Genomic DNA, 20,198 nt, shown 5'->3' on the forward strand with positions numbered 1-20,198 from the left:
GTAACCTGATGGAAATCGAATTGGAATTACTGCTGTATTATGTCGTTTAGGACTACCCTGAAATCGCTATCCGATTTTTTTTCGCAACCGTACCCTTTCTATTATCAGGGAAAAGACTTGTCCATCATCGTTTTTGCGGTTTTTGTGTTCGTGGTTCTTTTCAATTTTTTTGTAGAGCCTTTTAATGTGAGTCGTGATGAGCACATCATGCACTTTTTTTGGATTTCGGTCATCCATTCCCTGGTCCCCATACCGGTTTTGTTCTTGCTTGTGGTAGGCTTACGGTATTGGGATACGGCAAGCGATTCATGGAATGTGGGCAAGGAAACACTTTTGCTCCTAAGCTTTTTCCTTTTCACCGGTATTGGACAATTTCTGATTCGGGATATAATTTATGACAATCCCAATAACTGGTCATGGGGCTATTTTTTTGAGGAAATTCGGAACACCTTTATTGTGGGGATTATATTGATGCTGATATTGATTCCCTTAAACTTCAATCGGCTGTATCTGCGGAACCAACAAAGAGCTGCTCAATTTCAAGGGAAGGCCGAATCCGCTTTCGAGGAGGATAAAAAAGAGCGTTTCCAGTCACTCTTTATTAGAACACAGGTAAAAGGCGACGATTTTGAGTTCTATCCAAATGAGTTCATTTTTGCGCGATCGGATAAGAATTATCTGGAGATTTTCCTGAAGAAAGAAGGAAAATTGTCAAAACAAGTTAAACGGATGACCATAAAGGAGTTGGATGTGCAGTTGTCCCGACTTTCCTGTATTACCAGAATACACCGGTCCTATTTGGTAAATCTGAATCAAATTGTCAAAGTTTCCGGTAACGCCCAGGGATATCGTTTGAAACTAAGGGACGCGGCCGATATCCTTCCCGTTTCCCGGAACATGATTCCTCATTTTGAACAGCAAATGCGGCAAGTTTAAAGGAGTCTTGTCATCTGTAACAAAAACATGTTGTTCGTCCCAAGAAGATTTTATGCCTTTCGGGAAGCCTTACTTTTGGCCCAAAACGAACGGTAATGATACGACGATACGACTTGGATTGGTTGCGGGTCGGGGTATTTGCCCTCCTCATTTTTTATCATGTAGGTATGTTCTTTGTCCCTTGGGGCTGGCACATAAAGAACAACATTATTTATGAATGGCCTACCTATCCCATGTTATTCATTAACCAATGGCGCTTACCTATCCTCTTTGTAATCTCAGGGATGGGCACCTATTATGCATTGGGGAAACGTTCGGGAAAACAGTTTGCCTGGGAACGGATACGGAGGCTCTATATTCCATTGGCTTTTGGGATGTTGTTCATTGTGCCCCCACAGGTATACTTGGAACGTGTTGTAAATGGACAGTTTACCGGAGGTTTTTTCGGCTTTTGGCCGCAACATGCCTTTACATGGATTTATCCAGAAGGTAACCTGAGTTGGCACCACCTTTGGTTCCTACCCTATTTGTTGGTCTACTCCTTGATTCTATTACCTTTGTTTCTCAGATTACGGAATAATCCAAACAACCGATTGCTTTTATGGATACAAAAAACAATTAAAAAACCATTTGGTCTTTTTTTGTTCCTACCACCTCTCTATTTGGTTGAGGCCTTTATGGAGCCTTTCTTTCCGGTGACCCATGCATTGGTGGATGATTGGTTTACTTTTGTGAATTATCTGTTTTTTTTCTTTTTTGGCTTTATATTAATTTCTGTTCAGAAAGTCTTTTGGAACACAGTAGGCCGGTATAGGCGATACTATCTGTACTGTGGTATTTTTGGGTTCTTGGGGTGGCTATGCCTTCGATTGCTGTTGGAAGATTCTACTTTGGTTCACTTTACCGAAGCCTTTATAAAGGTCTTTAATCTATGGTCCTGGATTCTGGTACTTTTTGGATATGCGGCTACCTACCTTAACAAAAGAAGCAAGCTGCTTTCCTATTGCAATCAGGCCGTGTATCCCTTTTATATACTACATCAGACCCTAACCATTATCATCGGGTATTATGTAATGGACCTAGCATGGTCACTGTTGACGAAAATCACGATAATGGCCATAGGAACTTTCGGCGGATGTTGGGTACTGTACGAGTTCTTGATTCGACGATGGAAAATGACCCGGTTACTGTTCGGTCTTAAACCTAAATCACAATGATTTTAAATAGGACGCCATTTTCTCCCTACCTGAGCTATCGGGAAGGGCCCCATAGCCAGCCATCATATTATCGATGACATGATGGGGTTTGGAAGTCCCGGGAATGGCACAGGTGACCGCTTCATGGGAAAGGATGAACTTCAAGAAATATTGCCCCCAACTTTTAATGTCATAATCCACACTCCACTCGGGCAACGATTGCCCCTTTACCTTTCGGAAGAGTGAACCGCTATCGTAGGGCTGGTTGATAATGACAGCAGTCTGGTTCTGTTGACAGGTGGCCAAGAGCGACTTTTCTGCATGGCGCGATAGGATGGAATAATTGAACTGTACAAAATCCGGTTTTTCTTGTCGGATAATTTTTTCGAGGGTGCTATGGGCGGAATCTACATAATGCGTTAGACCCCAATACCTTATTTTTCTGGCCTCCTTCCAAGTGCGCAAAGTCTTTACATGGGTCTGCCAATCCACCAGATTATGGATTTGCATCAAGTCCATGGTGGAACGCCTCATTTTTCTAAAGGAACTGTTCATCTGATCGATGCCTGCCTGCCTGCCCGAAGTCCACACCTTGGTGGCATAAAAAAGGGAATTTTGACTTTCCAAGGCCGCCGATAACTTACCCACAACAGCCTCTGAACTCCCGTACATGGGTGAAGAATCTATGACCTTACCACCCAGTTGTTGCATTTCCGATAATACCTGTTGCCTTACTTTTAAGGCTTCCGAGGAATTCCCGACGTCAAACGTGAGCCATGTGCCCAGCCCGACTATGGGCAATGGTTCCCCGGAACTGGGAATAGCCCTTTGGCGCATACTTTTGTCTTGGGAAAATGAGAATAGAGAGGGTATCGCGGCTAGTCCCAGTCCGGTAAGGCCAGAGAGTTTCAAAATTTCCCGTCTTGAGTAGGGCATTGTGAAAAGTTTTTCGAAAGATGGACTTTAAGTTAAGCCTTTCTAGGCAAAGGCCATGTTAAGGGTTTGTGAATTGATGGCACTGCCCCAAAATTCAATGATGCGAAAATCGAACCATCAAGAACTCGCCCACCACCAAATGGAGTATACAATAAAAGCGGTTACACAGATGGCAATGAACCATATCGTCCGTGCTTCGCGCTTGTATTCCTTGATTCTCTTTTGAATCCGCTTCATATCCTGATCAGTGGACTCCTTAAGATTGAGTTTGGTAACACCCTCTTGTCCGTACACATCTCCTTTTTCGCGAAGTTTGCGTCTCTTTAAAAGTTTCCTATTGTTTTTTAAGCTTGTGTTTGCCCCAGCGATGCCACCTCCTGCCATGATACTATAGTGTTGGTTACTTTATAGGTAGTAAAAATGGAGGCTATGTTACACCAATGAAGAACTTGGGGCAATTCCAATAGTCAAGAATTTCAATACCCCGCTGCCTGTCCATCCTTACGGCTTTCCGAAGCTCCGTGATAGACTTGGTTCTCGGCATCCCATAAAATGGCTTGATACCCACCATAGGCACCCCGGGTAAACCCTACCTTATGCCCTTTGTCCATCAATCCGCGAACCGTGGAATACGGAATGCCGGACTCTACGCGAACTTGTCCTGTGCCCTCGGGAGTTTCCCCAGTGGGACTGTTCCCTCCAGTATGGTCCCAACGTGGGGCGTCCCCTGCCTCCTGTAAGTTCATACCAAAGTCGATAAGGTTCATTACAATTTGGGAATGGCCTTGGGGTTGGAAGTCACCGCCCATAACCCCAAAACTAACATAAGGCTTGCCATCCTTAGTGATAAAAGCGGGAATAATGGTATGGAAAGGGCGTTTTCCAGGCTCATAGGTGTTGGCTTGTCCACGCTTAAGGCTAAAAAGTTCCCCACGATCTTGTAACATAAAGCCCAATTTAGGGGGCGCCATTCCCGAACCCATTCCCCGGTAGTTGCTTTGGATCAATGAGATCATGGTCCCTTCCTTATCCGCTACGGTCATATAAATAGTTTCTCCAGCACTAATTTGCCCGGCCTCATAAGTACCGGCCCGTTCGCCAATGAGTTTTCTACGCTCTTCGGCATAGGTGTCGGACAGTAATTCCGCTACGGGGACGTTTACGAAATCCATATCCGCATAATACTTGGCCCGATCCTCGAAGGCCAATTTTTTCGCCTCTGTAAACAAATGCAGATGCTCCGTACTGCCAAATGCAACATTCGAAAAATCATATCCTTCCAAGATTTGTAACATTTGTAGGGCAGCAATGCCTTGGCCGTTGGGAGGGAGCTCCCAGACATCATACCCACGATAATTGACGGAGACAGGTTCCACCCATTCGGAGCGATGTGCTGCAAGATCTTTGGGGGAGAGGAATCCACCTTGTTCCTTGATGAACTTTCCAATGGTCTTTGCAATTTCTCCCTTGTAGAAGGCATCGCGTCCACCTTCGGCAATTTTCTTGTAGGTATTGGCTAGATAAGGGTTTTTATAGATTTCCCCTTCATTGGGAAGTCGGCCGCCATTTTGAGCCATGTAAGTGTCCTCGATATTGGGGAACCCTTGCGATTTATAATATGGGATGGAGCGTTGCATATAAAAAGCGATCAATTCCGTTAAGGGAAATCCCTTTTCCGCATAGGCGATCGCCGGTGCCAAAAGTTCGGCTATGGGCTTGGAACCAAACTTACCATGAAGCTCAAACCATCCATCCACAGCACCGGGCACACTTACCGGTAAGGGTCCAAGAGCTGGAATTTTCTCCATTTTTTCCTTTTCAAAATAATCCAAGGTAAGATCTTTAGGGGAACGTCCACTGGCATTAAGACCGTAGAGTTTTTGGGTCTTTCCGTCCCAAACAATAGCGAATAGGTCACCTCCGATACCACATCCAGTCGGCTCCATAAGTCCTAGGGCGGCATTGGCGGCAATAGCGGCATCAATGGCATTTCCCCCTTTTTTGAGAATGTCTACCCCAACTTGGGTCGCCAAGGGATGACTGGTGGCTACCATCCCGTTTTGGGCCAGCACCTCGGAACGGGTCGCAAAGGGCTCACCCGTAACCCGGTCCTGGGCATAACTGATGTTGAAAGTGGTAAACAGTGTAAAAACGCAAAGTAAAGAAGTTCTCATTCCGGCAATTTTTTGAATCGCTCTAAAGTACAAAAAGTTGCATTGGGTAATTTGTTTTTCTTTCTGATTTATCCAATGAAGGGCGCAGGCTTATTATTCACTTCTTATGGGTCCCCTAACACTTTTGACTTGGAATTTTTAATAATTTTCACATTACTTTTTATGGTTCCTGTTGGGAGGTATGTTTTCGTTTGTTTCTTTGTCTTCTCAAAGAAGCGAACCAAGGAAAGGGACACTTTCCCGCAAAAACGGTGTTAAAACTTAGCCAAAAATGACCAAGGCATTTTTGGTGCCATCCCAAGCTTTCTTCACCTTTTCTTCGGGAAAGATGACCCTGAAAAAGATACTTGTCAAATCATTCAATTCTAATTGTGAAGACATGGATAAATTCTAATGGAAAATTCCTAAACGCTCATGGTATAATGCCCTTTTCCGGTCCAAAATTCACCTGATGCCCGAGGGGGGTATTTGCCCCTTTTTCTACCGTTTCCCAACCCGTTTTCTTGTAGTCCTATTAATGTAACTAATTGAATAACAAACACATGTAATGATTCTGGCTATATGGCAAAACCTGCTTGTGGTTTTTTGGGCGCTTTTCTAAACTACATTAGCCTTGAATTTAAAAGCACAAATCATGGAAGCGACACTAGATGAAAAATTACTTCAAAGAATCCACTACGGATTAATTATTGCGGTAGCCATTATTGGTATCATATTAATATGTGCCAGTATATTTACCAATCTCTGATGGTGAGGATAAGCGAATGTCTCTAGAAGAATTCTATGTATCTTTAATAGACGAAGCTTTATCCGTTAGTTCAACGATATGGATTTAGAACGGCCCATTAGCAACAACTAAACTTTAAAACATCAAATATGGAAACCAACAGAAACGCACGAATCTTTATAGCGATTTTAATATTAATTATTATCTCCCTACTTATCAATAATTGTACAGATCGACCTTCTTTGAGAGAGGTACCACCCCCATCCCAGACCATTAGTCTAGAACAAGCCCAGAGATTACAAGAGGAATTTGTCCGCACTCGTAGTGGTATTGTTAACAAGACTTTGGGGTTTGAGGATACCCGCGATTTTTGGTTCTCCTTGGATAGCATGGAACAGTATATCCGTTATGTACGCAGCGAGAGCGCAAAGCAAGGGCTTGAAAATTTGGGACTACGTATTTTTTATGCCGCTTACCCTGAAGAGAGCAAAGAGCAATGGCCCGACCCGGGGTTCTCTACAGTTATCATTGTACCAACTCATGGGAAACTGGAATTGAGCAACGGGTTTTTCCCAGCACCACCATTACAAAGCACCTCTAATATGAGAGCATACAACTATGCACATGGTGGCAAGCCACCCAAAAAGGTGAAGTAAATCTTTTAATGGATCTTCAATATTTGCCTTATGTAGCAACTGTTGTACAACTTTCAACAGCAATTATCGGGACTATCCATTACCGTAAATATTCTAAAGCTAAAGAAAAGTTTTTCTTTTATTTTCTTTGGTTTGCAATTCTAGTGGAAATTGGTGGAGCGGTTTTAAGTGATGTTTTTGTTTTGCCTAATTTTTGGTTATACAATTTATATACACTTATAAGCTTTTCATTTTATTTTTTTTGGTACCATTCTATTTTGAAAAGGAGGGATTTCCAAAAAATGGTATTGACTTTTGCAGTACTTTTCGTTTGTCTAGCTTTTTGGAACTTCACCTTTCAGAGTTGGTCCTCATATCATAAATATACCTTTATAACAGGTGCTTTGTTAACTATGGTGTGTACAATTTTTCACTTTTGGCAACTGTTGAACAGCGATGAGATTTTGGAAGTGAAATACAAACTGAGTTTTTGGATATCGACAGGACTACTTCTATTTAATATGGGGATGATACCTCTTATGTTGCTCTCAAGTCATCTAAACTTTAGTGAAATACAATTTTATATTCTTATTATTACTTTAAATTTTATTCTGTACGGGTGTTATAGTATCGGATTTTTATGGACCAAGGAGAAGTACAATCGTTCCTGATCGTTTTTTCCGCCATCGCCTTAAGCTTGGCGGTAACGGTAGTAATTCTCTTTGTGCTGTTCCAAAAACGAAAGAATCGGCTTTTAAAGCAACGGGCCAGGGACAAGGAGGCCTTTGAGAAGGAACTTTCCGAGACCCAGATAGAAATCCGTGAAGAGACCTTACGCAATATAAGTTGGGAACTCCACGATAATATAGGGCAATTGATGACCTTAGCGAAAATCCAGGTCCAAATGGAAGAGAGCAAAAGTCCTCAATTGGAGGAAGCCTCAGAGACTATGGGCAAGGCCATACAGGAGTTGCGGGCCCTTTCCAAACTTATTAATCCCGAGGCCTTAAAGAGTCTTTCCTTGGCCGAAGCGGTACAACTGGAAATGGACCGTTTTAACCGGATGCAGTTCCTAAAGGCTTCGCTTAAGGTAGAGGGAGATACCAAACCTATCGATCCCAAAGAGGAAATTATCCTGTTTCGCATTTTGCAGGAGTTTTTTTCGAATACGGTAAAGCATTCCAAGGCCTCGGAACTTCTGGTTTTGTTGGACTATATGGATGGCTCCCTGGAAATTGTTGCCAAGGATAACGGTATCGGTTTTGAACAGAAAGCGGATGGGTATTCCGGTATCGGGCTAAAAAATATGCGCAACCGTGCCAAACTAGTCCATGCCCATCTGGAGCTTTTCTCTGAAAAAAATGAAGGCACGCAATTAAAGATGACGTATTATTTTGTAGATTGAACGTTCTTGCGCATGAAGATTATTCCAGCAAGTCGCATCCGCCCTACGTCTGTATGCCTTGATCTATAATTGGGCTAATACGCAGGTTTGGAGAGTATGGTAACGAACCCCAAACAGTAATGAGTTTACCAGGACATAAAAAAGTTCCCCTTGCACGTCTTAGGTCTTTTTCCCTTGAGCGAAGTGATTCTATCCCCATTTCCAAAAACTTGATCAAATGACCTACTCCGTAGTGATTGTGGACGACCATACCCTACTTTCACAAGCCATAGCAGGGCTAGTGGATAGTTTTGGCAAGTTTAAGGTATTGTACAACTGCAAAAACGGACAGGAACTGTTGGATCGTTTCGCAAGCCCCAAGAACATACCGGATATCGTATTGATGGACATCAATATGCCCATACTCAATGGTATTGAGACCACCCAAATCCTAAAGATCGATTTTTCCCAAGTAAAGGTATTGGCACTTTCCATTGAAGAAGACGAAGGAACCATTTTAAAAATGCTACGGGCCGGTGCCCGGGGCTATCTCATGAAGGACACCAAACGTGAGATTTTGGAAGAAGCGCTTTTGCATATTGCCGAGAAAGGCTACTACCATACCAATACGGTCACCCAGATCCTGGTAGGTACCCTGGAGAAAAAGGAACCCATCGTGGACCTAAAGGAGCGGGAACTGGAATTTTTGCGATTGGCCTGTTCCGAAATGACCTATAGGGAAATTGCCGATGCCATGCACCTAAGTCCAAAGACCATTGAGGGCTATCGTGATGCACTCCACGAAAAATTGCATATCAAAAACCGTATCGGTTTGGTCCTCTACGCCATTCGCAACAAGATTTTTGAGCCTTGAATCACCATAGGATAATCAAGAAAAGAGTAGTAAATTAATCCTGATATTAGATTGACGCATTGGGGTAGGAACAAGTAGGGAAACCTTGCTTTATCCGTACATTCCAATCGTTGGTATATTCAAAGAGAAAAGAAGTGAATAAGACCAAGTTCTTACGAAGTTTTTATGGTTTCGGCAAAGTACGGATTTTGTGTTTTGTCTTCTTCCTATTCTTCACTTCCTGTGCGCTATTGCGCATCGAAAGTGAACAAAAACCTTTGTCCATTAATGATTTAAACACCAGATTGTTAACGCAGTCATTCGTTACGGAAGCCATGCGTAGAACGGAAAATACGGCGGATAGTATTGCCAAATTGGCATTAGGGGATATCGAAATTCAGAAAAATGCGCTCCTATGGAAAATAAAGACCGGTGAAGAATTAAAGCGTATCGGGTTCCAAACCTCTCCTAAGGTAGCCCTTACCGATGTTTGGTCCTATATGTTGGAAGTGCAGGACCTTTTTGGACAAATAGATAGCCTATCCCAATTTGGTCCCTATCAACCCGCTGCTATCCGTGCCGCCTCCCAAAATGCAGCGGAAATAGAAAATATTGCCAGAAGCGTACTAAGCACGGGGGATTTTATGGCATACCAAGCTTTTGTAACCGAATATGCAAAGGCACATCCCCTAACCCGAGGAAGACTGGAGCACCAAACCATAAAACAAGATTTCCTTAGATTTAGGGATGTGCCGGATAGTCTTGGAATACAGACCGTGGGTACGCTGTCCGAGGTGGTGGCCGATGTTTCCAATAAAGTGGATTTTAGTTCGGACATTCTGGGGAAGCAGCTCAAATGGCATACCGAACTTTGGATGAAGGAGAAGGGAATGGATTCCATTGAATTTCAGAAACGCGTTGCAAACTTTAATGTACATGTAGATCGCTTGTTGGCGATAGCGGAAAATTCCCCGGAGACCTTGAAAAAGGCCATTGTCGATTTTGTTGAGGGCGTGGATCCTTTGTTCAAATCACTTAATCATGAACTTGGAATGGCCATGTTGAGCCTTTCTGAAGATCGGGCCGCGATAGACAGCATGGTAAAACGAGAGCGCATGGCCTTGGATTCAATAATAAAACGAGAACGCCTAGCCTTGGCGGAAGAAGCAAGGACCATTGCGGAAATCGGGGTCAAAAATACAATGATGGAAGTACGCAAGACCATTTCAACTACCCTGTTTTATCTACTGCTGATTATTATAGCGGTTTTGGGAATCCCTTTTTATTTAGGATTTCTCCTCGGGAAAAATCGGAAAGAAAAAACCAAATAGCGTTTTGTCCCAGATCGGGCTTGAGACCCATCGGGGATTCCCCTAAACTTTTGGGAAATCACTTTAAACGTATTTGTTTTGCCAAATTCAATCTAATCGGGAGCCGTCATTTTAAAGTTAATGAAAGTCATTTGGGATTGTTTCTTTTTCCCTACTTTTAAACTTGACGATATTCAAAAAACCTATGATGAGAACATTGCTTTTTAAAGCGTGCCTATGGCTATTGCTACTTTCCTTTTTTACACCTAACCTAGAAGCACAAAGAAGAAAAAAGACGACTCAAACCAAAACAGAGTATGATGAAGGGCTCTATTCCAGTTTATCCTATCGTTTGATTGGCCCTTTTCGAGGTGGCCGTTCTGCGGCGGTAACAGGGGTGCCCGGTAAACCTAATCTTTTTTACTTTGGAGCGACCGGAGGGGGCGTTTGGAAAACGATAAATGGCGGCCGTACCTGGGAAAATATCTCGGATGGCTATTTTGGGGGTAGTATCGGAGCAGTTGAGGTAGCCCAAAGCGATCCCAATGTCATCTATGTGGGAGGTGGGGAAAAGACGCTTCGGGGCAATGTTTCTTCCGGCTATGGTATTTGGAAGACCGAGGATGCAGGAAGGACCTGGAAATCGGTCGGGTTGGAAAAAAGTCGACATGTACCACGGATTCGTATCCATCCTAAAAACCACAATATAGTCTATGCAGCAGTTTTGGGCAATATCTATAAGCCTACCCAAGATCGCGGGGTCTACAAAAGTGTGGATGGCGGGAATACTTGGGAGAGGATACTTTTTGTAAATGACCAATCCGGGGCCGTAGACCTGACCTTTGATCCGAACAACCCGAGAACACTGTACGCCTCAACATGGCGTGCCAAGCGTACACCCTATAGTTTAAGAAGTGGCGGGGATGGCTCGGCATTATGGAAAAGCACGGATAGTGGGGAGACCTGGTCTGAAATTTCAAAGAATACCGGATTTCCCAAGGATACTTTGGGCATCATTGGAGTGACGGTTTCACCAAAAAATTCCGAACGGGTCTGGGCCATTGTTGAACAGAAAGAAAAAGGAGGTCTGTATCGAAGCGATGATGGAGGAAAAACATGGGAACAGGTAAACGATGAACGTAAACTGCGCCAACGTGCCTGGTACTATACCCGAGTCTATGCCGATACTGAAGATGAGGATGTGGTTTACGTTCTGAATGTTCGTTATCACAAGTCCACAGATGGAGGCAAAACCTTTAACACCTTCAATGCCCCTCATGGAGATCATCACGATTTATGGATAGCCCCGGAGAATTCAAAGCGAATGATTATCGGGGATGACGGTGGTGCCCAAGTTTCCTATGACGGGGGAGAGACTTGGAGTACCTATTACAATCAACCTACGGCACAGTTTTATCGGGTTACCACGGATAATGCCTTTCCTTATCGTATTTATGTGGCCCAGCAAGATAATTCCACCATTCGCATTAACCATAGAAGTGATGGAAGTGCCATTGGCGAGGATGATTGGGAAGAAACGGCCGGAGGTGAAAGTGCACATATTGCCGTAGATCCCACCAATAATGATATTGTGTATGGCGGAAGCTACGGTGGTTTTTTGACAAGGGTAAACCACAAGAAGAACACAACACGGGGCATTAATGTATGGCCGGATAATCCCATGGGGTACGGGGCAGAGGGGATGAGATATCGATTTCAATGGAATTTTCCCATTATCTTTAGTAAACACGACCCAAAAAAGTTGTATACGTTTTCCAATCATGTACACCGAAGTACCAACGAAGGTCAAAGTTGGGAATTGTTGAGTGATGACCTTACGCGTAACGACCCTTCCAAACTGGTTAGCAGCGGAGGGCCTATTACCCAGGACAATACAGGGGTAGAGTATTATTGTACCCTATTTGCTGCAAATGAAAGCCCAATAAAGGAGGGCCTGCTTTGGGTAGGCAGTGATGACGGATTGATTCATATTACCCAGGATGGGGGAGAAACCTGGGAAAATGTGACCCCTGGCATGATGCCCGAATGGACCATGATAAATAGTATTGAACCATCAGCTTTTGAGGAAGGTACCTGTTACGTGGCCGGTACACGTTATAAGTTGGGCGATTTTCAACCATACCTCTACAAAACTAAGGATTATGGAAAGACGTGGAATAAAATAACGAATGGTATAAAAAATGAGCATTTTACGCGTGTGCTCCGCGAAGACCCAAAAAGAAAGGGTTTACTGTACGCTGGTACGGAGACGGGCATGTATATTTCCTTTGACGACGGGGCCAATTGGCAATCATTTCAACGCAACCTGCCCGTGGTACCCATAACAGATTTAACAATAAAGGATGACAATCTTATTGTTGCTACCCAAGGTCGAAGTCTTTGGATCTTGGACGACCTTACGGTTCTCCACCAATTGCCGGATGCTGTCAAAAATAAAACGGCACATCTATTTAAACCCAAGGACAGCTATCGGACCAAGGGCAGTATTACCGCGAAGCCTTCCCTGACCGAAGGTGAAAATCACCCCAATGGGGTCGTCACCCATTTTTATCTAAAAAATGGGGTAGAAAAGGATAGCATACAGCTCACCTATTTGAGCAATTCAGGAGATACTTTGGCAGTATTCAAAAATTCGGCAAAGAAGAAAGACGAAAAGTTGGAAATAAAAAAAGGGGGAAATGTCCATATATGGGATACCAAGGGCAAAGGAGCGGAGAAACTGGAAGGGATGGTCCTTTGGTGGGCCAATCTTGATGGGCCCAAAGCAGTTCCCGGTACCTACAAGGTATCCCTGAATGTAAACGGTTCCGAACAATCACAACAGTTTACGATTTTACCCGATCCGCGATCGGAGTCAACCGTTGCCGATATGCAAAAGCAGTACGATTTTGTAAGTGATATAAATGCAACTGTCAACAAAGCACATGAATCCATCAAAAAAATCCGAAAAATTACCACGCAGCTGGAGGCCTTTTCAAAGCAATACGCTTCTACCCCGCTCGGCGCAAACAATGGGGAACAAATAGGAAAATTAGTCGAGCAAGCTAAAACCATGAAAGAGAGATTCGGTGAAGTGGAAAAGGCCTTGTATCAAACCAAAAATCGCAGTGCCCAGGATCCTTTGAATTTCCCCATTAAATTGACCAACAAGCTGGGGCATTTGAACAGTTTGGTTACTCTGGACGACTTTCCCCCTACAGATCAGGATATCGCCGTAAAAAATGAGTTGACTACCAAGATCAATGCACAACTGAAAGCCTTTGACACCCTAGTTGCCCAGGAAATCGAGGCTTTCAATTCGGCATTCAATAATTTGCAACTGGATTATTTATTTGTAGAAGATTAAGGATTATGAAAAGACCAATTCGGTATATATTGCTTTTTTGTACCATCTATTTGTGGCCTGCGTCGTCCATAGCACAGCAAAGGGAGAGCCCGAATATAGTTCTAATTATTACGGACGATCAGGGCTATGGCGATTTAGGTGTTACGGGTAACCCTCACGTGAAAACACCTACCTTGGATGCTTTTGCCAGGGAAAGTGTACGCTTCACCAATTTTTACGTTTCCCCGGTCTGCGCCCCCACAAGGGCCAGTTTAATGACAGGAAGGTATTCCTTACGTACCGGGATTAGGGACACCTATAACGGCGGAGCCATAATGGCCTCCAATGAGGTAACGATTGCCGAGATGCTAAAACAGGCAGACTACCGAACCGGGATTTTTGGGAAATGGCATTTGGGGGATAATTATCCCAGCAGGCCACAGGACCAGGGTTTTGATGAGTCCGTTATCCATTTGGCCGGCGGTATGGGGCAAGTAGGGGATTTTACTACTTACTTTAAAGGCGATCGGAGTTATTTTGATCCCGTTCTATGGCATAATGGTAAACAGGAGGCGTACACAGGGTATTGTAGCGATATTTTTACGAATCAAGCAATTCGTTTTATAGAAAAGAGCAAATCTGGTCCTTTCTTCTGCTATCTTTCCTTTAATGCCCCGCATACACCTTTGCAGGTTCCGCAGGAATACTATGACAGGTATAAGGACATTGATCCTTCTTCAGGATTTGAAAATGATAACCGACCCTTTGTGGAGATGACCGAAAAGGACAAAGAAGATGCCCGAAAGGTCTATGCCATGGTCAGTAATATTGATGATAACTTGACCCGATTGTTTCAAAAACTGAAAGAGCTAAAACTTGAAAAGAATACGATCGTTATCTTCATGACCGATAATGGTCCGCAACAGGTACGCTACGTTGCGGGAATGAAGGGGAGAAAAGGCAGTGTTTACCGCGGAGGGGTAAGAGTCCCTTTTTACCTTCGATATCCTGGAAAAATAAAAGGAAATCGGGATATAGCGACCATGGCAGCCCACATAGATGTGCTTCCTACATTATCTGAACTATGCAACCTAAAGAGCCCCGAAGACAGAAAATTGGATGGGCGAAGCCTTTTACCTCTAATCCAGAAAAAAGCAGGTTGGCAAGAGCGACCACTTTTTTTCTACTGGACCAGGAAATATCCCGTACGGTATATGAATATGGCGCTACAACAAGGACCCTATAAGTTGGTCGCCCAGACGAATTTCGATGCCTCGCCCAAGGATTTTGAACTGTACCATATTTTGAACGATCCCTACGAGCAACATAATTTGGCAACGGAAAATACGACCACGGTAGAGAACCTTAAAACCGAGATGGACAAAACGTACAAGGAGTTGATAGGCTCAAAGAACCTGTTGAATCCTCCGCCAATTGTAGTGGGAACCCAGAATGAGAATCCTATTTTTTTGAACAGGAACGACGCCGGCGGAGAGCGCGGTATTTGGAATCAAGAGGAAGTTTTTGGAAAATGGAACGTAGTACTGACGGAGGGGTTATATAACATAAAATTCAAGTTTGTGCAGCCCGTACAAAAAGGAGGCACCATGTTTTTGGAGACGGGCTCTTTGGTAAGTTCCATGGAAAACGATACGGACGGGATGGATAGTTTGGAAATGACAGGTGTGTCTCTACCGGATATGAAATGTGATCTGATTCCTTTCTATGCCATTGATGGCAGGCACATATTCCCTTTTTGGGTAGAAATGGAGCGCATTCAGTAAAAGTACTGCGCCCTTTATTTTAGTGATTAAAGGAGCGGGAATGTATAAATCCCTAACTTTGAACCTTAAACTTTAAAGCACAATTTTTCGGTGTCCGAATACTACAACTATATCAAGGCCCTTCACCTTATTTTTGTAGTCACTTGGTTTGCGGGGCTCTTTTACATTCCGCGTCTATTCATTTATCACATTGAAGCATCTCAAAAACCATCCCCTGAAAAGGAAATTCTGGGTAACCAATTAAAATTGATGACCAAAAGGCTGTGGTATATCATAACTTGGCCTTCGGCGTTGCTTTGTACATTTTTTGCGATTTGGCTGTTGGTCCTAATGCCGGGATGGTTACAACAAGGTTGGATGCATATAAAACTAGCGTTTGTTTTTCTATTGTTCATCTACCACCTTAAATGCCACCAGATCTTTAAGCAACTACAAAGGGACGAAGTAAAATACACCTCAAGATTTATGCGTATTTGGAACGAAGGTGCCACCTTAATTCTTTTCGCCGTAGTCTTTTTGGCGATTTTAAAGAACACATTTAGTTGGGTATTTGGGTTGGTGGGTATTCTAGGCCTCGGTATTTTTCTTATGATGGGGATTAAACTGTATAAAAGGATACGGGAAAAAAATCCAAATGCATAGATTTCGAAATCGGGAAAAGTCGGATGTTACCTGTTGATAATCCGTTGAGGTTCGCCATCTAAGATTTGGAATTTGAACGTTGAATTTTGCAATTTGAATCTTCTCAAATTGCCCTTGGTGCGATATTTGCTAAATTTGTTTAAACGCGGTATCTGTGTTCAAAAAACTCTCCCTTAGATCAAGAATCTTTGTGGCCATGATTCTCTTGGTAGTCATTCCCTCCGGATTGATAACCGCCGTGGCCATTTTTCAATATCGGGAACAACGGAAGGATTATCATACGGAGCGGTTGGCCCGTAAGGAAGAACAGATCAAACAGAGTGTAAATTACACCCTTCAGAATACTACCTATCCCATTACTACAGAGAATTTAGGGCTAATTTTTAAGGAAGACATCTATCAGATAGCGGATGTTCAGAACCAGAATTTCAATATTTATGATCTTTCCGGGGAGTTGATTAAAAGCTCAAGGCCAAAATTTGTAGTGGATTCGATAGCTATGTGTCTGGACGTGGAGGTATTGGATCAGCTGATAAAAAGTATTGACAAACGTTATATTGAGGAGAACTCAGCGGCTGGTGACGACTATCAATCCTCCTATACTTACGTTACCGACCTCAAATTTAAACCCATCGGTATATTGAACTTGCCCTACTTTGAGGATAATTCTTTCTATGATAATGAACTTCAGGAATTCCTAATGCGTCTAGGAGGCGTATATCTGCTTATGCTAATCACGGCGATAGGCTTTGCCTATTTTGTATCCAAATATACCACTAGATCCCTAGAGACAGTTTCCGATATGTTGGGCAGAACGGATTTGAACAAAAGAAACGAGAAAATTATAATCGATGATCCAAGCGAGGAAATTGAAAAATTGGTGACCTCATACAATGCGATGATCGACGAGTTGGAGCGTAGTGCGGCCAAATTGGCCAGGAGCGAGCGGGAACAGGCTTGGCGTGAGATGGCCAAGCAAGTAGCCCATGAAATTAAAAATCCCCTAACGCCGATGCGATTAAGTGTGCAGAGTTTTCAGCGCAAATTTGATCCCAAGGATCCGGATGTAGAAAACAAGATAAACGAATTCTCCAAAACCTTAATACAACAAATAGACACTATGAGTAGCATTGCCTCGGCCTTTTCGAACTTTGCCAAAATGCCAGCGCAGCAAAACGAGACCCTTAATGTTGTCACAATTGTGAAGCTTGCCTTGGATATCTTCAATGAGGACTACATTCATTTTATTTCCAACGAGGAGAAGATCATCGCCAAGTTAGATCGTACCCAACTCATCCGTGTAGTCACCAACCTGGTCAAAAACGCCATACAGGCCCTTCCTGAGGTTGAAACACCTCGTATTCTGGTCTCCGTATCTTCTGAGGGAGATTCCGTTAAGATTTCCGTGGCTGACAACGGGATTGGTATATCCGACAGTTTTCGGGAGAAGATTTTTGAGCCGAAATTTACAACAAAGACCAGCGGTATGGGCCTCGGCTTGGGGATGGTCAAAAATATTGTCGAAACATATAACGGAAGTATCGATTTTACCTCACAACCGGGCAAGGGTACGGTGTTTACGGTTAAATTCCCCAAGGCCTAACGTTTTCTTTTCGAAGATTAGTAGGGCAGTTAATTGGTTTCGTAGGAGGATTTTCAAGATGGGTTGTCGGAACAATTTGGCGGACATTGTTCCGGAAACGAAATAGATCATAATCATGGTATACATAATCGGGAAGATTCTTTGGAAGGCAAGGATTGCACCATTCCGAGTTATCTTGTTGGATTAACCATAATTATGGCTTTATTTTGACTTGACAGTTTTATTAATGCATTAATTGAAAATGAAGTATAAAAACATCAAAGTTGCAGAAGAAAATCCTGTTGCAATTGTTACCATCGATCGCCCCAAGAAATTAAATGCCCTAAATCAGGAAACCATTGGGGAGTTGAACGACGTCTTCAAAAATCTGGATACGAAAAAAGAAATAAAGGTAATTATCCTGACAGGAAGCGGTGAAAAAGCATTCGTTGCCGGGGCGGATATTTTGGAATTTGCTGATTTCACGGTAAAGGAAGGGCACAATCTAGCTTCAAAGGGCCAGGAATTGTTATTCAATTTTGTGGAAAATCTTTCTACTCCGGTAATTGCGGCCATTAATGGTTTTGCATTGGGCGGTGGTTTGGAATTGGCCTTGGCCTGTCATTTTCGTGTGGCCAGTCATAATGCAAGGATGGGTCTTCCCGAGGTTTCATTGGGATTGATTCCAGGTTATGGAGGTACCCAACGCCTCCCGCAATTGGTAGGTAAGGGACGGGCCATGGAAATGATCATGACTGCGGGTATGATCGACGTGGAACGTGCCGTGGAGTTTGGCCTCGTCAATCATGTAGTCTCCCAAGAAGAGCTTTTATCCCATTGTAAAAAACTGGCGAACAAAATAGCGAATAACTCCTCTGTTGCCATAGCTCATGCAATAAAAGCAATAAATGCCAGTTTTAAGAATACTATTAATGGATATGCCGTTGAAATTGAAGCCTTTGGTACCTGTTTCGGAACTGCCGATTTTGAAGAAGGAACTTCGGCCTTTTTGGAAAAGCGAAAGGCCGATTTCCCAGGCGAATAGCATACCTTAAATCCTACTTATGACCAAAAGAAAAAGTATTTCCTTTTGCTTTTTCCTGCTGTTTGCTTTGACCATCATAGCGCAGGAAATCCCCATACAACATGTACTGGGCGAAAAATATAACGACAGGTATAAATATTCCAATCTTTTGACCATCGCCAAGGACGGTGAGGGGGGCTCTGTTCTCGTACGCTCCTACTATCAGGGCATTGTACTTAGACCCAAAGGATATTTTGTGGAACGTTATGATGAGAACCTTCAATTGGTTTCTGAGTATAATTACAAGCTCAAAAATGCCAATTTTGTGGATGGCTATGTACGTAATGGTCAGGTATATCTTTTATTCTTGGACTATAACTATACAACACAAGCTTACGATTATACCATCCACCGAAGCCCAATTTCCGAATATCATTTCACCAAGGAAACCTTACTTTCCATTCCTTCCAAGGAGGTTAGAAATCCTTTGGATAAAAACTATTATAATCGAAATTTTTCCTCCGGATTTACTACTTCGGTGCTGTTTGATCAAACCAAGTCCGGTTTTGTGATTACGACCCATTTCAAAAAGGGAAAGAACAACAAACATCTCATCCATGTTTTTAATGCCAATTTAGAAAAATTAATGGAACACGATTTTTCAGCTGAGGTTGAAGAAAAGAACTATGCATTTGAGAATGTTGCGTTTTCCAAGAATATGGATAAAGCTTTTGTAATTGGAAAATCCTACTTCAAAAAACGAAGGTTCAATGCCTTGGAGCGAAAATTTCAATACGAACTCGTACAGGTTTCCCGGGAAGGAGGTAGAACACAGACTTTTGATTCTCCTGGAAAATTTTCAGAAGGTTTGATACCACTTGTCTCCGGAAACAAGATTCTATGCGTAGGGTTTTATGCAGACCGTAAAAACAATCGCTACAATGGCTTGGCATACTTTGAGCTCTTACCAGGAAACCTAGAGCTCGTAACCAAAAAGTATAACCCTTTTTCAGAACAATTTATGATGGACAAGTTTGGTCGTGATGATGATAAGGAAATTAAAAATCTTGTCTTTAAAAACGCGACGATTAACCCTGATGGTTCCATACTTTTCAACGCAGAGGAGTACTTTATGACTTCCAGCGTTCAGGCCAATTCAAGTGGCGGGCGTGTAAAGATTGAACGTTTTCATCACAACGATATCGTAAGTGCAAAGTTGGACGCCCAAGGAGATGTGGTCTGGACCCGGAACATCAACAAGTCCGAGGTTACCCAAGGTGACGGTGCCTATGCGTCCTATAGTTCTTATGTGCATGATGGTGACACCTATTTTTTCCTTAGCACCTCTTCGGAGAATCCACAACTTTTGAGCGGGGAACGTCTTTTGTTCAAGCAGGGACTTAGTCGCAATAGAAATGTTTTTGTCATTAAGTTGGATGCCAAAGGCCAGATTAGCTATGAAAAGCTCATCGATGATAAGGAAGCCCGTTTACCCTTAATGGTGTCCAAACCTTTGATAGATCAGTCAGATGATGCCTTATTGTTCTATGCCAAGCGGGGCTCCAAAAAACAACTTGCCAAGGTTTCCATTGAAGGACGTTGATTCGCAATTACCTTCTCCACATCTTTTTTGTTAATTAACAAATCTGCATGATCTAATAATTGGATT

General features: G+C 43.0%; 15 protein-coding genes. 12 read left to right on the forward strand and 3 right to left on the reverse strand.

The window, feature by feature from the left end:
* The first annotated feature begins 39 nt into the window (after positions 1-39).
* On the forward strand, positions 40-936 hold the full coding sequence (locus tag Q0993_RS13830) for a LytTR family DNA-binding domain-containing protein (RefSeq protein ID WP_299533928.1): 897 nt from the start codon (positions 40-42) through the stop codon (positions 934-936).
* Positions 937-1,031: 95 nt separating this feature from the next.
* Complete coding sequence (locus Q0993_RS13835) at positions 1,032-2,153, forward strand: acyltransferase family protein (RefSeq protein WP_299533931.1); 1,122 nt, start codon at positions 1,032-1,034, stop codon at positions 2,151-2,153.
* Here the strand turns inward: Q0993_RS13835 and Q0993_RS13840 are convergent.
* From Q0993_RS13840 to ggt, 3 genes are all read right to left on the reverse strand, one after another.
* A complete protein-coding gene (locus Q0993_RS13840; RefSeq protein ID WP_299533934.1) occupies positions 2,145-3,068 on the reverse strand; it encodes an aldo/keto reductase in 924 nt (307 codons plus the stop codon). The genes Q0993_RS13835 and Q0993_RS13840 overlap by 9 nt on opposite strands.
* A gap of 117 nt (positions 3,069-3,185) precedes the next feature.
* Positions 3,186-3,452: a hypothetical protein gene (locus Q0993_RS13845; protein ID WP_299533937.1), complete on the reverse strand. Its 267-nt coding sequence runs from the start codon at positions 3,450-3,452 to the stop codon at positions 3,186-3,188.
* Positions 3,453-3,544: 92 nt separating this feature from the next.
* Positions 3,545-5,242 (reverse strand): gamma-glutamyltransferase, encoded by a 1,698-nt coding sequence (ggt, locus tag Q0993_RS13850; protein WP_299533939.1) that lies wholly within the window; start codon positions 5,240-5,242, stop codon positions 3,545-3,547.
* 876 nt (positions 5,243-6,118) lie between these two features.
* On the opposite strand from ggt, the gene Q0993_RS13855 reads away from it, so the two are divergent.
* The 10 genes from Q0993_RS13855 (at position 6,119) to Q0993_RS13900 (ending at position 20,132) form a co-directional block, all read left to right on the forward strand.
* The gene (locus tag Q0993_RS13855; RefSeq protein ID WP_299533942.1) at positions 6,119-6,625 is read left to right on the forward strand and encodes a hypothetical protein; all 507 of its coding nucleotides are present in this window, start codon (positions 6,119-6,121) and stop codon (positions 6,623-6,625) included.
* A gap of 619 nt (positions 6,626-7,244) precedes the next feature.
* Entirely contained in the window at positions 7,245-8,009 is a 765-nt protein-coding gene (locus Q0993_RS13860; protein WP_299533944.1) for an ATP-binding protein, read from the forward strand.
* A 217-nt stretch (positions 8,010-8,226) separates the two neighbouring features.
* On the forward strand, positions 8,227-8,862 hold the full coding sequence (locus Q0993_RS13865) for a response regulator transcription factor (protein WP_299533946.1): 636 nt from the start codon (positions 8,227-8,229) through the stop codon (positions 8,860-8,862).
* Positions 8,863-8,996: 134 nt separating this feature from the next.
* On the forward strand, positions 8,997-10,172 hold the full coding sequence (locus Q0993_RS13870; RefSeq protein WP_299533947.1) for a hypothetical protein: 1,176 nt from the start codon (positions 8,997-8,999) through the stop codon (positions 10,170-10,172).
* Between the two features lie 187 nt (positions 10,173-10,359).
* Complete coding sequence (locus Q0993_RS13875; protein ID WP_299534036.1) at positions 10,360-13,518, forward strand: sialidase family protein; 3,159 nt, start codon at positions 10,360-10,362, stop codon at positions 13,516-13,518.
* A 5-nt stretch (positions 13,519-13,523) separates the two neighbouring features.
* Positions 13,524-15,281, forward strand: coding sequence for an arylsulfatase (locus Q0993_RS13880; RefSeq protein ID WP_299533948.1), 1,758 nt, complete (start codon positions 13,524-13,526; stop codon positions 15,279-15,281).
* Between the two features lie 90 nt (positions 15,282-15,371).
* Positions 15,372-15,923: a CopD family protein gene (locus Q0993_RS13885; RefSeq protein ID WP_299533949.1), complete on the forward strand. Its 552-nt coding sequence runs from the start codon at positions 15,372-15,374 to the stop codon at positions 15,921-15,923.
* A gap of 196 nt (positions 15,924-16,119) precedes the next feature.
* Entirely contained in the window at positions 16,120-17,526 is a 1,407-nt protein-coding gene (locus Q0993_RS13890) for an ATP-binding protein (RefSeq protein WP_299534038.1), read from the forward strand.
* A 241-nt stretch (positions 17,527-17,767) separates the two neighbouring features.
* Positions 17,768-18,550: an enoyl-CoA hydratase-related protein gene (locus tag Q0993_RS13895; RefSeq protein WP_299533950.1), complete on the forward strand. Its 783-nt coding sequence runs from the start codon at positions 17,768-17,770 to the stop codon at positions 18,548-18,550.
* Positions 18,551-18,569: 19 nt separating this feature from the next.
* The gene (locus tag Q0993_RS13900; RefSeq protein WP_299533952.1) at positions 18,570-20,132 is read left to right on the forward strand and encodes a hypothetical protein; all 1,563 of its coding nucleotides are present in this window, start codon (positions 18,570-18,572) and stop codon (positions 20,130-20,132) included.
* The last annotated feature ends 66 nt before the right edge of the window (positions 20,133-20,198 follow it).

This window comes from Ulvibacterium sp. (assembly GCF_028285715.1).
Taxonomy (GTDB): Bacteria; Bacteroidota; Bacteroidia; order Flavobacteriales; family Flavobacteriaceae; genus Ulvibacterium.